We start from the raw sequence: 14,897 nt of genomic DNA on the forward strand, positions 1-14,897 counted from the left end.
ATGCAGGCTAGCTTAGGTGAAAAAGATTGCGAAATCATCTGGAAGTAACGCATTGCTGTGGTCTTTCATCGAAAAGACCACAGCATATAACCTTTTATTCATCACTGAATCGGACCAGGCGCACGTACAAACGAATAATTTTCTCTTTGGTATTGTTTTTGCCACTGTACATCGCAATAGCCCAGGCTCTGTCAGGCTGATTGACCACTGTAGTTCCTGTCCACATGTTTTCACTGTTGCTGGCAGGAAAAGCGGTCAGGTTGATAGCCGGGTCTACACAGCTGCGTTCAACCAGCGTCAGCACTTCTTTGGCATTAGGCAAACGCCAGGTGCTAAAGCCTGCCAGAGTACTGCGTTTTGCTTCAGTTAAAGCTTCAGGCCAGTCCAGTTGCTGCGCTGTTCCGGTACAGGTGCGGCTGGAGCTATCCCAACTTTGCCCAATCAGACAACGTGACCACATCAGCTTAGTCTTAGTATCCAGCACTGTGCCATCTGCGTTCAGCTGAAAATTACTGATAGGTTTAGTCGTCGTAATATCGCTGTAACATACTTGAGCTGCATAAGCGGGTAATGTCACCAACAGCATCATCAAAACATATTTTGACATAAATTTTCCTTATGGTGAGCGCACCAGACGCACATAACCTAACTGGTTTTGCTGTTTTGGCAAGGTGTTGTCGTTGCCGTTACGGATATCGAACACCCAGGCTGAGATCCCCCCGCCGCCCTCAGCGCTGGTTTGAGCTGTCCAGTAAAACATATTGTTTTGGATTGAAAGATCAGGTTCAAACCGGAAAAACGCCGGATCTAACAAATGATTTTCACCAATACGGCTAAAGTCGGCAATCGACATCAATTCCTCCAAGGTGGGCAGACGCCAGTTTGCACCACCGCAATAGGCAGTTTCATTCACCTCTTCGACATAGACCTCAATACCACAGTTTTCTGCACTGGGGCAGGTACTTAAAGCCGCGGCCGGGACACCGGCTTCATCACCATTGCCTGGATTAGTGCTGACAAAACTGTATCTGTTATTGGCAGCGCGCAAGGTACTGGCTGGTGGGGCGGTAATCACCGGTTCTTTTAATTCCCAAATAAGACCAGTGACATTATCGCGCAGACAGGCAAATTCAGTGGCTGTGTCGGGTAACTCATCACCAAATGGATCCAGCTTGGTAAAATCGAAGGCTTTTTCACCTTTGCCTATTTTGCGCAGATACTGCACCACGCTGTCACGTCCGCCATCCCCATCCTGACGTGGGTAGCTTTCATCACCACAAGGGATCACTCCGGAGAGATCATAACAATTCAGCACACCGGTGTCGGGCAAGTCGCCCAATACCGCATTGCTGACCGTCACTAGCATGGTATCGGTAGAGGTTTGGTTATTGCTGTCTGTGGCAATTAACTGCAGCTCTAACTGACTGGTACCTGAAATATCAGGAGCAATAAAAGACGCCTGACAAGAGGTTGGATTCACCAGAACTAATGCCTGACCTTTTAACTGACTCCAACGACAACCAAAACTACCTGCCACTGTGCGCGTGCCACTGCCGTCTAACTGCACTTCGGCAAACTCACGTACCTGCTGATCGGGTCCGGCATTGGCAATAATTTGTTGCGTGCTGGCGCGTATCGGCACTTTAATACTGCCTTGGGCTGTTAAACCCTCATCATCAGTGATCAGCAGGCTCAGCTCGATGTCAGTTTGGGCAGCCACTAAAGGGGCCACAAAACTAAGGGTCGCTGTGCCCGCGCCTGTTAAGGTGACTTCTGGTCCTGATATCTGGCTCCACTGATAGGCGGCAATACTGCCATCGGCATCTAAGTCATAAGAGGACGCAGCGCTTATACTGACGGTCAGCCCTTGAGCTACAGGTAAAATCGAAGGTTGGGTAATTTGAAGAACAGCAACAGGCCCTTTATTCTCGGCCTTGACCAATACCTGAGTTTCGTCCGTTAAGTTTTGTCCTGCAGGTGTAGTGTAAGTCACCTGAAACACTAAGATGCTATCTGCTTTTACCGCTGGTGCGGTTAAAGTCACTGCGGCTGTGCTGGCAGGCATCCCTGTAACTGCGGTTCCGGATAACTGACGCCACGCAAAAGTTCCACCTGCCGGGTCACCCAAAGCGGTCAGGGTAAAACTGTCGGTTTCATTGACAGTCTGCTCTCTGCCGGCATTGACACTGGATGTCGAGCCTGATTGGCCAGAGTCTTCACCCCCCCCCCCCCCCACAGCCAATCAACGCAGTGCTTAGTAAAAGAAAAATAAACCATTGTTGTATTCGGATCATTGTCTTGTTTCCACCACAGGCCGCTCATAGCACTGTCAATCAGCACCAATAACAGCAAAAATTTGACATCAGAAGTAACACAGGATAAACGAAGCAAAAGACAGGCCAGTTTTGCACAGGAAGACGGCAGAACTGGCATAAAGATGAGGAAGGCTACAAGGCTTCGACAACAACACCTTGCTCAGACAATCGAATACGGGACGGACCATACTCTTTTTTTGTTCTTAATAGTTCGTTGCCAAAACTGGTTTCGACTCCGGCAAATAGTTGCTGTGTCACTTCAATACAAACTGACAATAACAACTGTCGTCTTTGCTCTTCCAGTTGTTTGATATCTGCAATAAAGGCGGAGGCAATACTACGGTGTTCTTCAAACTCTTCCACCATAGCGGCCATCTGCTCTTGTACTGCCGCAGATTTCTCCATCTGTTTAAGTTGCTCGACGTGTTGTTTCACTAGTTCCATCTCGGCTTTTAAACCGGCTAAACTGGCCCTCAGTACAGTTTGTTTTTCTATCAGAGGATCCATCTGCTTATTCAGCACTATTTGCAATAAGCTGCCTGATGGTGCCCCCAGATTGCCGCAACGTAAGCCATTGCCCAGGTAATAACGGCCACCGACAATTTTTCCATTAGCTTTTTCGACTGTACCGGCTAGTACCGAATCCGCTTCAACCTGACAGTGCAGCAATTGTTTGGACACTGTTAGAAGGCCTTCACATTTGATAGCGGCGTATTGCGCCAGCGTACAGTGAATATTACCTTTAGCCCTCAGCTGGGTGCTCAGTTCAGTATGTTCACTGACTTCACCTATCTGATGGCCGATGATAGCGCCGCCTATAGTGATGTCACCGCCAGACTCAATCAAATCACCTTCAAAAATACCTTTGACAAATACATTGCCACCGGCAATCACTTTCATTGCTTCAGCAACGTCGCCGTTAATTACCACAGCACCTTTGAAAATAATATGACCTGACCCCGTGTCGACCTTATTGATCACAAAGACTTCATCAACCGCAACACTGGCCTCCATCAAACGCGGCATTCCATCTTTGCTGGCAATTAAAAGATCGGGGTTATCTGCAGAGATCTCAGAACCTTCAGCCGCTCCCCAAGGTAACTGCTGTCCATCCAAAGCAGAGAGCCGGGTCCCTGTCACCGTCATGCCTTCTTTGCCTTTGGTCGGCGGAAGACGACGCATCAGAGCTTCCCCCTTTTTGACCGATGCAATAGCACCAAAATCACGTAAATCGACTTTGCCTTCAGAGCGGGCAACAGGCTGTTTACTGCGGTTAGACATATCACGGATCAACAGTTCGAACACAGAATCACGGCCTGGTGTTGGTAACCGCCCTGCTGCAATTTCGGCTTTAATTTTACTACCGGGTTCGGCACGGCTGGCTTGTGCTACCAACTGCAGTATCTGCTCTTTTTGGAAACCAAAAACGATACCGGCTTCCTGCCCAGCCTTTACGGCTTCGTTGGCTGAGATAGGGTTCCCGCCATAAGCAGCTGTGATTTCGGCGGTAGCGAGCATAGCGTCGCTGCTAAGCTCAATCTTCAGCTGAGCATGTACACGCTGAGCAACTTTGTATTTCAGCACATAGCCTTCGGCCTGTAACTGCTGTTTGATTTTCTGCTGGATTTGCTGATATTCCAGCAATAAATTTTTGATTTGGTCTTGCAATAATAAACAACGACCGTAACCAGCCTGATGTAATTGCTCTTTGAGTAAATCCACAGTCAGATTGGTCTGAGTGACAGGCATGTGAATAAAGACTAAATCGTCCTGGAGGCTAAACTGACACGCTAACACATTTACTGTCACAGGCAATTACCACTTAAAGAGAGCAAGCCACCATGATGTCAAACTCGTCCGGCTTAAGCCGGCATTGAGTTCGTACCTGATTTTACTAAATATAGTTTTCCTGGTGAATACGGATAAACAAATCTGTACCTACTTTACTGTAATCTACTTTGTATTCTTTGTTATTCAAAGCTTGTACAAATAACAAAGTTTTGTTTTCACTGAATACGTCGGAGCTGGCGATATCTACTAATTCCAGATAACGGGCTTTTGCATCCGCTTTGCTTGACGGAACTTCTTCAGTGAATATTTTCACGCCGTGACGAGTGGCAACAATCACCGGATCTCCCGTGTCATTTACTATGACTAAATCCACTTTTTTCTGCTTGTGGATCAGAGTGTTACGCCCACTAACTAAAAATGCTTTTTCATAATTATTCATAACTGAAATACCGTTTTTAATTTTGTTTTATTGCGCCATTATGATACAGACGCATATCAAGTGTCTAGGTCACTGTATTATCTAAACATTGTAACCTGATTTGATTCACTTTGCGGCAAAACTCAGCAGGTTCCGGACCTATAGCATTCATTGGAATAAATAGATCAAAGCCTGTTAATTGCCTCAATAATTGCATGCGCCGGGCAAACATTGCAATAGCACCTTTATAACTGCGCGCTGTTCCTCTGTATTCACCAACTTCTACCATCAGATCTGTTGGACAGGTCCCTGAAGGGCAATTACTACCTAGTGCAGCAATCAGCAAGTGGCGCTGCTCTACCATTAAATGGACAGCTAAACGCGGTTGCAGTTGATCGAGAAAATCATCGTAGTTTTTCAGTTTTACACCGATATAAGCGATTTGTTTACCATCCAGTTCCGGCACTGCAACAAAAGAAAGCCCGGTCCAGGGAATACGCCAGCGCCCTTTGTGGTGTATATAACAGAATCCTTGCCGGTCAAGCTCAACTACATAAAAAGGTTCTGTTAATTTGGCATACCCCGCCAACAATCCAAGCAAACAACAAATCAACAACAAGACCCAGGCTGAACTGTGCAATAGATCTGGCGTTAGCAATAGCAAGAACAGCCATAACAACAAAGCAGAGCTACTGAAAAGCAGAGTTTTCACACCACCTTTGGCTGTTGCCGCTCTGTACTGCAATTTATCCATCAGCCCATGTACCAAAAATAAAATGCAGCCATCAGTGCCACCCATACAATGTAAAACCGCATATTCTGGCAAAACTCACACTTTTGTTCCGACATTCTCTACTCCGATACGACCAACACCTGAGTCATTGCGATAACACGTGCACTCTGCTGGCTATTATTCCCTACAATAAAGCCCATTATTCTAAGAGTACCAGACCGGGGTTATCGTGACGCAAAAAAATTCGAATCTGATATGGGTGTTGTTAGTGGGGTTATCCCTGTTTATTGTCTACCTTTTCCTCCAAAATCAATCAATTGAGGAGGAAAGAAAGGCAGAAAGCTCAGCGACCTTAGTCACCACCCAAGTCGTCAGGCACTCAGCTTTAGTGCGCCAGGTGACAAGTTTAGGTACAGCTCTTGCTAATGAGTCTGTGCAAATTGTCAGCAACACCAGTGATTATCTAATTGAATTACATATTAACGAAGGTAAGTTGATTGAAAAAGGCCAACTGATCGCTCAGTTAAATGATGTGGAAGAACGAGCCAGGGTAGCTGAACTGTCTGCCTCTTTGGTGGACCAAAAACGCCAATTGGAACGGGTGAAAAACCTGGCAAAAACTCAAGCCACAGCCCAGTCTCTGCTGGATGAACAGCAAACCCGGGTGAATACCACACAAGCTCAGTTGGACGCAGTCAAAGCCCGCTTAAATGAAATGACGATCCGGGCTCCTTTTACTGGCGTTTTAGGTTTACGTCAGGTCAGCGAAGGTGCCTATTTAACCGCAGGTACGGTACTCACTACACTGGATGATTTAAACAAAATCCGTCTGGAATTTAGCGTGGCTGAATATTATCTGGCCCAATTAAAACCTGGTATGACAGTCAACTCCAGCAGTGTGGCTTACCCTGGAAAAGTCTTTACAGGTCAGATCAAAGCGATAGACACTCGCTTAGACCCTGTCACCCGTTCTGTAAAAGTGCATGCCTTAGTGTCAAATGACGAACTGGAATTACGCCCTGGTATGCTGCTGAATGTCAGCGTGACGCTGGCAGAAGTGCAGGCGCTGCAAGTCTCTGAAAAGGCGATAGTGCCACTGCAAAACAAGCAGTACGTCTTTGTGGTCAATCAGGACAACACTGTGACTCAAACCGAAGTGCAGCTGGGGCAACGTATGCCGGGTCTGGTAGAGGTTGTATCAGGGTTAAATGCAGGTGATCAGATAGTGATTGAAGGCACTACTAAAATCCGCTCAGGTTCTGTGGTGACTCCTACTGTTAGCAAAGCGGGGCAATAAGCATGTGGTTATCTGATGTTTCGGTCAAACGACCGGTCTTTGCCACTGTAGTGAACTTGATTTTACTGATTTTTGGTATCGTCTGTTTCACTATGCTGCCGCTTAGGGAATTCCCTGATATTGATGCGCCTATAGTGACCATCAGTACCGACTATCCGGGAGCCTCGGCTGAAATCGTTGAAACCAAAATCACACAGCCCATTGAGGATATGATTTCGGGTGTGGAGGGTATTAAAAATATAAACTCCAACAGCCGTGATGGACGCTCCAACGTCACTATCGAATTTAATATCAGCCGTGATATAGACGCCGCAGCCAACGATGTGCGCGAGCGGGTGTCGCGTATTCTGGATAACCTGCCTGATCAGGCGTACCCGCCTGAAGTGTTTAAAGCAGATGGCGATGACGACACTATTGCCTGGTTTGTGCTCAATAGCGAAACCATGACCAATCTGGAGTTATCTGATTATGCCGACCGTTACATCGTTGAGCGTTTTTCAGTCGTTGATGGTGTAGCCCGTATTCAAATCGGTGGGGAACGCCGTTATGCGATGCGCTTATGGCTGGACAAAGACGCCATGGCGGCCCGTGGGGTGACAGTCCAGGATATTGAAACTGTGCTGCGGGCTGAAAACGTTGAATTACCGGCAGGTAATATCAAATCTGAAGATCGGAACTTTACAGTACGGGTGGTTCGGACTTACAAAACTCAGCAGGACTTCAGACGTTTAGCTATTAAACGCGGTGAAGATAATTACCTGGTGCGTTTAGGTGAAGTAGCTCAGGTTATTTTAAGTTCGGAAGATGAAGAAAACGAATTCCGTGGTGATGGTAAAAACCTGCTGGGTATCGGCATCATCAAACAGTCAAAAGCCAACACGCTGGATGTGGTACAAAATGCCCGCGCAGAGATGGAAAAAATTAAAGCCAGTCTGCCAGCAGGTACAACGATAGAACCGGGTTATGACTCTTCACTCTTTATCGCTGAATCTATTAAAGAGGTGTACAACACCTTAGGTATTGCCATGGGCATGGTGGTCCTGGTGATTTTCCTGTTCCTCGGGAATTTACGTGCTACTTTTATTCCTGCTATCACTGTTCCAGTCGCTTTAGTTGCCGCGGTCACTGTGCTCTACGCTCTGGATTTTTCCATCAATTTGCTGACGCTGCTGGCCATGGTTTTAGCCATAGGTTTGGTTGTGGATGACTCCATCGTCGTACTAGAGAACATTTACCGCCGCATCGAGGAAGGCGAACATCCGCTGCTGGCATCATACCGTGGTGCCCGTGAAGTAGGTTTTGCTGTAGTCGCCACCACTTTAGTGCTGATTGCGGTTTTTGTTCCCTTGGTCTTTATGCAGGGTGAACTGGGTAAACTCTTTACTGAATTTGCGTTAGCTGTAGCTGCTGCTGTGGCCTTCTCTGCTATTACCGCATTAACCCTCTCCCCTATGCTGGCCAGTAAGTTGTTAACGCACAAAAAACGCGAATCCCGTTTCAGTGCAGCTATGCACAAGGGGTTTGCCAAACTGGAAGCGGGTTACAGTAATCAGCTGAATTCAGTGATAGCAAGGCGCTGGCCGACTATGGCCGTGCTGGTGATGAGTTTTGTTGCCACTATACTGCTATTGAAGTTAATTCCTTCTGAGCTGGCACCACAGGAAGACAGAGGCACCTTTTTTGTCAATATGAGTGGCGCTGAAGGCGCAAGTTACGCCAACAACAGCCGTAACATGCGTTTAATCGAAGATATACTGATGCCCTACTACGAAAAAGGTGAGTTTAACCGCTTGCTGATCCGCGTCCCTGGCTGGGGCAATTCAGGCGGCGTGGCCATAGTAGGCACTGAAAACTGGAATAATGGCAAAAGACGTACCTCAGAGCTGATGCAGGAAGTCAGTGGCAAACTGAATCAATTACCTGATGTCAAAGCCTTCACCTTTATGCGCAGCGGCTTAGGTGGCGGTCGTGGTGGTGGTCGTCCTGTGCAGTTTGTAATTCAGGGCAATACCTATCAGGAACTGGTGCAGTGGCGCGATATAGTGCTGGCAAAAGCTGCAGAAAATCCACAACTGCAAATGCTGGATCACGACTACAAAGAGACTGTGCCTCAAGTACTGGTGGAAATTAACAGTGAGCGGGCTGCCGATTTAGGGATTTCTGTCGGCGCTGTAGGTCAGGCATTGGAAGCTATGCTGGGCGGTCGCAGAGTCACCACTTTCCTCGACCGGGGTAAAGAATACGACGTGATACTCGAAGGCGCAGACAAAGACTTTGCCAAGCCTGGCAGTATCAGTAATGTCTACGTGCGAGCGAAAGAGTCTGGCAAGCTTATTCCACTGGATAACCTGGTGGTGCTGAAAGAAGAAGCCACTACATCCAGCTTAAACCGCTACAACAGGATGCGTAGCATCACTATTACCGCTAACCTGGCGCCTGGCTACAGTCTGGGTGAAGCGCTGGAGTTTTTAGAACAAACGGTGAAAGACAATATCGAAGGTACAGTCGGTATTGACTACAAAGGTGAATCACTGTTGTTTAAAGAAAGCGGCGAGTCGACTGTGCTGATTTTTGCGCTGGCTTTGCTTATCACCTTTTTGGTGTTGGCGGCGCAGTTCGAAAGTTTTGTCCATCCTTTTGTCATTATGCTGACGGTGCCGCTGGGCTTAGTCGGTGCTTTGGCTGGTTTATATTTGGCTGGTATGACGCTGAATATATACAGCCAGATAGGCTTGGTGATGCTGATAGGTTTGGTGGCGAAAAACGGCATTTTAATAGTTGAATTTGCTAACCAGTTGCGTGACGCTGGCGTCGAGTTTGAAGAGGCGATTAAGCGGGCTTCCGCTTTACGATTACGGCCTATTGTGATGACCGCTTTTACTACCGTATTCAGTGCTATTCCACTGATCATCACCACAGGCCCAGGCTCTGAAAGCCGTATGGTGATAGGTATGGTGATCTTCGCAGGTGTAGGTGTTGCCACCTTGCTAACCATTTATGTCGTGCCTGTGGCTTATATGGTATTGGCCCGTAATACAGGCTCACCACTGGCTATTAGTAAAGAGCTGGACTTACTGGACAAAGAGTCACCGGACAAAGAGTCGTAACATTAAGGGTTCGACTGAGTCAAAAGACCTCGCTTCGTGCGGGGTCTTTTTTATCCAAGCGCAAATTAAAACACAGTCCTTTGTTTTAGATCTGGTTTATATGGATAAAAATCAGCTATCTTAACCACGAGATCTGATGAATGGAGCAATAGCACATGGACGCCTGGCTTTTGTTGAGTGCACTTTTTCCGCTACTGAGCGTGCTCACGTTTTTAGTCCTGTTGCGCTGGCCTGCCCGCCAAGCCATGCCGCTATGTTTGCTGGGTACAGCTATCTTAAGCGCTTTTGTCTGGTCTGTATCGCTGTTACAGATAGCAGCAGCTATTGCTGAGGGACTAGTCATCGCTGCCACTGTGCTATGGGTAGTGTTTGGCGCCTTGCTGCTTTTAAACCTGCTTGAGAATAACGGTAGCTTTTTATTGATCCGCCGTGGTTTTGCCGCTATTTCTGGCGATCATCGTATTCAATTATTATTTGTTGGCTGGTTACTAGTGGCATTTTTAGAAGGTGCTGCCGGTTTTGGTACGCCAGCCGCTATAGCGGCGCCTCTGTTGATTGCTTTGGGTTTCAGACCATTAGCTGCAGTAGTTTTAACTCTGATCGCAGATTCAGTCCCGGTCTCTTTTGGTGCCATAGGAACTCCAGTACTGGTCGGGCTGACCAACGGATTGCCGGGCATATCGCCAGAACTGATTGAACAAAGCGCCGTAACCGCGGCCAGTATTGACCTGTTTTGTGCCAGTCTCATACCTGTACTGATGTGCCTGATATTGTGCCGCTATTTTAGCGATAAGCCCGACTGGCGTTCCGGTTTGACTATTGCACCTCTGGCTTTTTTATCCGGCCTTTGTTACAGCTTGCCCGCTTTTTTAGTCGCCCGTTACCTAGGCCCTGAATTTCCCTCTTTGTTAGGTGCTTTGACAGGTTTGATCGTGCTGACCTTGTTAGTGCGTTTTGGTATAGCGGTACCTGCGACTTTGTGGCGCTGTGACAACGAAACAAATAACACCAGTGCAGTAGAAGTTGCGCCTGAGCACTTAGCTTTGTTCAAAGCCTGGGGAGCTTACCTGTTACTGGCGGTTTTATTGGTGCTCAGCCGATTGGAGTTTTTACCTTTTAAAGCTGTTTTGCAGGCAGTGCAACTCAACTGGTCAGAGATTTTTGGCTCAACTTTATCCACCTCAGTTCAGCCTTTGTATCTACCCGGTACTGTGTTTGTGTTGACCGTACTTTTGTTGTTGCCATGGCAAACTAAGCGTCGCCAGTTGATGCGCAAAGCCACGACTGAAAGCTTACACAGAATTTGGCCAGCTGCTATTACGCTGGCCAGCGCAGTGCCTATGGTACGGCTGTTTTTACATTCAGACCTCAACAGCGCAGAATTGCCGGCTATGCCAATCTATCTCGCCTCTGTTGCGAGCCAGCATTTAGTGGAGTTCTGGTTGTGGTGTGCCCCATGGATAGGCGCTTTAGGGTCCTTTATTGCCGGGTCAGCCACCTTTTCCAACCTGATGTTTGCCAGTGTGCAACAACAATTGGCGCTCGATGCTACCCTGCCTTTATCTCTGGTACTGGCACTACAAATGCTCGGCGCAAACGCAGGTAATATGGTATGTGTAGTGAACGTAGTAGCTGCGGCTTCGGTCTGCAAGCTGACCGGCCAGGAAGGGCAGATCATGCGTTTTACCTTGTTGCCGATGGCGCTGTACTGCTTACTGGCAAGCGCAATAGCCACTGTACTCTACAGTACTACAGCTTAGTCGAAGGGGTCAGCACATCTGTGGTTGTGCTCTGATAACGCTTCACCGTTTTTTCTATATCACCTTGCTCAAACAACTTCTGCCAGGCTTTTTGCAGTTTGATTAACATAGCTTTGGATAAGGTTGTTTTACTGAAACCAAAATAGACAGGGCTTTGATACACCAGCACTAAAGCCTGGTAATTTTTAGCATTTTTATACTGATGTGTTTGCCAATAATGCAGTACTGACTGATCCTCCAAAATTGCATTGACTCTGCCCGCCTCCAACAACGCAAGTTTGTCCTGAATACTGCTGATACTAACCAGTTGTCTGGCAAAAAAAGGTTTTTGTTCCAGTAACTCAAACTCCTCGCCGTAATAAGCGCCATTGAGCTTCGCAATACGTCCCAGGTCAACCTTGTCAGATAAGTCATTTAATTGTTCGATCTTAGGTAACTTGCTCGGATCACCAATCAGCCAGATAGATTCAATATGGTGAGGACCAATAAAGGCAAAGTCAGCTTTGCGGGCATCGCTGTATGACAAATGACTGACTAAATCCAATTCACCGCTTTTAAGTTGTGCTAACGAACGCAACCAGGGGCTGTTGACAAACACCAGCTCGCATCCCACCTCTTTTGCCAGCAGTTGCAACAACTCGACACTCTGCCCTTGCCAGCCTTGCTCTCTTAAAATCAAGTGGGGAGGGAAATCGGTTTCTGCCGCCATCCGCAGCACACAGGCCTGAATACTCGCAGAGCAAAGTAATACCATTGCAGCTAATGCAAACAATACTCTTTTGCGCATTCCTGATCCTGTTGATTTAATTAGACAGTTCTACTATTACACGACATTATTTGCTTTACCAGATGCCTCTTCAAGTAGTGATAAATATCTTTAGCAATCACTTGTTTCTATTTCTTATTCGTTTTAATGTCAAATATGTAAGCGATTGGTTTTGTTAGTTAATTTAAAGATAAGGAGTTGTCGAATTGAATAAAAAAATACTGTTGTTATCTGCTGCGTTTTGCAGTGTATTTATCAGCACTGCAGCTTTGGCAGCGGACAAAGGCAAAATAGGTTTGTCTCTGGATATTGCAGTAGAAGGAGGTTTTTTTAACCCTACTTTATCCAGCGTAAAAGTGAAACAACTTGTGGCTGGCGGCGCAGCAGAAAAAGCCGGAGTATTGGTAGGCGATCAAATTCTGAAGATTGCGGACTGCGCTATTCCTGGTTGTCCTGCCGATGATGCCAAAGACTTGCTGAAGAAAAATAAAGGCGAGTCTGTCAGCTTCTTGATTAAGCAAGCAGACGGTGCACAACTGACGAAAACTGTAATTGCTGAATAAGCATCTCCACCACGCTAAAGACACCTGACCGCCGGACATTTCTGCTAACGCCCGGCTCCCAGCTCTGCTACACTGCACAAGTTTTGTCAAAGGTGTTCTGCATAAGCAATAGCTACTGTCATGAACTTGAAAGGGAAACAGGTGTAAATCCTGTACTGTACCCGCAACTGTAAGCCACTTTGCTCTGAGCAGAGTATGGCAAGTCAGATGTCCTGCCTTTACAAATCTCAGGCGTTGCCGGACTTCCAATGTCATTGGGTTATACAGTCCGTGCGGCACACAGTGCGGGCTTACACTGTGCCGGAACTCTGCGGTTTTTTCTGCTGCCAGTGCTGGTCCCTGCCCGTTATTTCATGGAGCTTTGTTGTGGGCCAGACCCCGGTTATCGAATTTTCAGAGGTGCAGCTATGCATCCATCAGCAACAGATCTTAACAGCGCTGAATTTTGTCATTCAGCCGGGCCAATTTGTCGCTTTACTTGGTCCTAACGGCGCAGGTAAAACCAGCTTATTGCGCTTGCTACAAAAAGAATATCAGCCAAGCTTTGGACAGATTAAGTTGCAAGGTCGGCCGCTTAGCGCTTTTAGCCAATCCGAACTGGCTGCGAAAGTGGCGCTGGTCAGTCAGTTATCTGATCCTTTATTTGATTTAACTGTAGCTGATGTGGTGCTGATGGGGCTGATCCCTCATAAAGCCTTATGGCAAACCAATACAGAACAAGACTTGCAGCAACTTAAACACAGCCTGGAACTGGTTGGTTTAGCCAATAAAGAGTGTCACTCTTTTGCTCATTTATCAGGGGGTGAACAACAACGGGTGTTATTGGCCCGCGCTGTGATGCAAAAGCCTCTGTTGTTACTGCTGGACGAACCAACTAACCATCTGGACTTGTATTACCAGCATCAGGTGCTGCGTATTGCCAAAGCGCTGAATATTACCGTGATTGCCAGTATTCATGATCTCAATCTGGCGTCGCGTTATTGCGACCGTTTATTGCTGTTGAATAAAGGCCAACTGGTCGCGGATGGTACAGCAGAACAAGTGCTGACGCAGCAGTTGCTCACCGAGGTATTCCGCATCCCCTGCCTTATTGATCAAAACCCTTTTGGTGATTGTCCTCGGGTAAGTTTTGGTTATAAGGACAATTTATGAGCAAAGTGTTAGTGGCAGCTTTGCCTGTCCCTTTACGTCTTTTATTGGCAACAGCCTTGTTACTGCTGGTCTGCATGCTGGCTTTAAACACTGGCTCCGTATCTATCCCCTTTACTGGCTTATTCGGCTTTGCCGCGCTGGATGAAATGCAATCGACTGTGCTGTGGCAACTGCGTTTGCCGCGCTTATTATTGGCATTACTGGCGGGGAGCGGTTTAGCTCTCTGTGGTGCTTTGCTGCAAAATGCCAGCCGCAATCCACTGGCCGATCCTTATTTATTTGGCATAGTTTCAGGCGCTGCTTTGGGTGCAACCATTGCGACTATAGTGCTGCCAGAGTGGCAACTACTGACTCCTCTCTTCGCTTTTTTTGGCGCTTTGCTGGCAGTATTTCTGGTGCTGCTAATTGGCGCTCGTAGTCGCTGGCAACGTTTAGAAACTTTGCTGCTTTGTGGTGTAGCGGTCAGCTTTATGCTCAGTGCCATCACTACCACCTTGCTGTATTTATCTGAGCCTTTTGCCGCCAATAGGGTGATGTTTTGGCTGATGGGCAGTTTAAGTCAGGCCAGCCTGACTCATGTGGCTCTGATCAGTCCCCTTGTGTTTATCACCTTGTTGCTGGGCCTACTGTATCGACGCCAGCTCGACGCCTTGGTTTTAACCGATGAAAGTGCCCGCAGCCTGGGGGTCAAGGTCCAACCTTTGCGTCTGATTATTCTATTGCTTTGTGCTGCGGTCAGCGCCGCTATCGTAGCCTGTTGTGGCGGTATAGCTTTTGTCGGCCTGATGATCCCCCATCTGGTGCGTTCTTTGTTTGGCTTATCCAGTGTGGCTTTATTACTGGGTTCTGTCTGGTTGGGAGCTTTATTTTTAGTCGCGGTCGACACCTTGTCGCGCAGCTTGTTGCCAGATCAGGAGCTACCTATAGGTGTGGTCACATCCGCCATCGGCAGCTTGTTCTTTTTATCCATGTTATTTAAATACCGCCGCGGTTAA

General features: G+C 47.3%; 12 protein-coding genes and 1 riboswitch. Of the genes, 6 read left to right on the forward strand and 6 right to left on the reverse strand.

What is annotated here, in order from left to right:
- Positions 1-94 precede the first annotated feature (94 nt).
- From WH43_RS05140 to WH43_RS05160, 5 genes are all read right to left on the reverse strand, one after another.
- Positions 95-607 carry an Lcl C-terminal domain-containing protein gene (locus tag WH43_RS05140; protein ID WP_053423578.1) on the reverse strand — a complete coding sequence of 171 codons (513 nt, stop codon included), beginning with the start codon at positions 605-607 and terminating at the stop codon, positions 95-97.
- A 9-nt stretch (positions 608-616) separates the two neighbouring features.
- Complete coding sequence (locus WH43_RS05145) at positions 617-2,236, reverse strand: Lcl C-terminal domain-containing protein (RefSeq protein ID WP_286049528.1); 1,620 nt, start codon at positions 2,234-2,236, stop codon at positions 617-619.
- A 211-nt stretch (positions 2,237-2,447) separates the two neighbouring features.
- A complete protein-coding gene (locus WH43_RS05150) occupies positions 2,448-4,124 on the reverse strand; it encodes a flagellar assembly protein A (RefSeq protein ID WP_082335696.1) in 1,677 nt (558 codons plus the stop codon).
- 85 nt (positions 4,125-4,209) lie between these two features.
- Positions 4,210-4,545, reverse strand: a complete 336-nt coding sequence (locus tag WH43_RS05155; RefSeq protein WP_053423581.1) for a hypothetical protein — start codon at positions 4,543-4,545, stop codon at positions 4,210-4,212.
- A gap of 64 nt (positions 4,546-4,609) precedes the next feature.
- The gene (locus tag WH43_RS05160; protein WP_286049483.1) at positions 4,610-5,278 is read right to left on the reverse strand and encodes a DUF2982 domain-containing protein; all 669 of its coding nucleotides are present in this window, start codon (positions 5,276-5,278) and stop codon (positions 4,610-4,612) included.
- A 208-nt stretch (positions 5,279-5,486) separates the two neighbouring features.
- On the opposite strand from WH43_RS05160, the gene WH43_RS05165 reads away from it, so the two are divergent.
- From WH43_RS05165 to WH43_RS05175, 3 genes are all read left to right on the forward strand, one after another.
- Positions 5,487-6,554 (forward strand): efflux RND transporter periplasmic adaptor subunit, encoded by a 1,068-nt coding sequence (locus tag WH43_RS05165; RefSeq protein WP_053423583.1) that lies wholly within the window; start codon positions 5,487-5,489, stop codon positions 6,552-6,554.
- A 2-nt stretch (positions 6,555-6,556) separates the two neighbouring features.
- Positions 6,557-9,661 carry an efflux RND transporter permease subunit gene (locus tag WH43_RS05170; RefSeq protein ID WP_053423584.1) on the forward strand — a complete coding sequence of 1,035 codons (3,105 nt, stop codon included), beginning with the start codon at positions 6,557-6,559 and terminating at the stop codon, positions 9,659-9,661.
- Positions 9,662-9,816: 155 nt separating this feature from the next.
- Positions 9,817-11,421: an L-lactate permease gene (locus WH43_RS05175; protein WP_053423585.1), complete on the forward strand. Its 1,605-nt coding sequence runs from the start codon at positions 9,817-9,819 to the stop codon at positions 11,419-11,421.
- Here the strand turns inward: WH43_RS05175 and WH43_RS05180 are convergent.
- Entirely contained in the window at positions 11,411-12,208 is a 798-nt protein-coding gene (locus WH43_RS05180) for a substrate-binding periplasmic protein (RefSeq protein WP_053423586.1), read from the reverse strand. The two genes, WH43_RS05175 and WH43_RS05180, sit on opposite strands and share 11 nt — an antisense overlap.
- Before the next feature lie 185 nt (positions 12,209-12,393).
- Here WH43_RS05180 and WH43_RS05185 point away from each other — a divergent pair, with 185 nt between their 5' ends.
- The 3 genes from WH43_RS05185 to WH43_RS05195 all read left to right on the forward strand — a co-directional run bounded on the left by WH43_RS05185 (position 12,394) and on the right by WH43_RS05195 (position 14,897).
- Positions 12,394-12,750, forward strand: a complete 357-nt coding sequence (locus WH43_RS05185) for a PDZ domain-containing protein (protein ID WP_053423587.1) — start codon at positions 12,394-12,396, stop codon at positions 12,748-12,750.
- A 73-nt stretch (positions 12,751-12,823) separates the two neighbouring features.
- Positions 12,824-12,984: riboswitch (cobalamin riboswitch) on the forward strand.
- A gap of 132 nt (positions 12,985-13,116) precedes the next feature.
- Positions 13,117-13,902 carry an ABC transporter ATP-binding protein gene (locus tag WH43_RS05190; RefSeq protein WP_053423588.1) on the forward strand — a complete coding sequence of 262 codons (786 nt, stop codon included), beginning with the start codon at positions 13,117-13,119 and terminating at the stop codon, positions 13,900-13,902.
- On the forward strand, positions 13,899-14,897 hold the full coding sequence (locus WH43_RS05195; protein WP_053423589.1) for a FecCD family ABC transporter permease: 999 nt from the start codon (positions 13,899-13,901) through the stop codon (positions 14,895-14,897). Before WH43_RS05190 ends, WH43_RS05195 begins: the two co-directional genes overlap by 4 nt.

Source organism: Rheinheimera sp. KL1 (assembly GCF_001275035.1).
Taxonomy (GTDB): domain Bacteria; phylum Pseudomonadota; class Gammaproteobacteria; order Enterobacterales; family Alteromonadaceae; genus Pararheinheimera; species Pararheinheimera tangshanensis.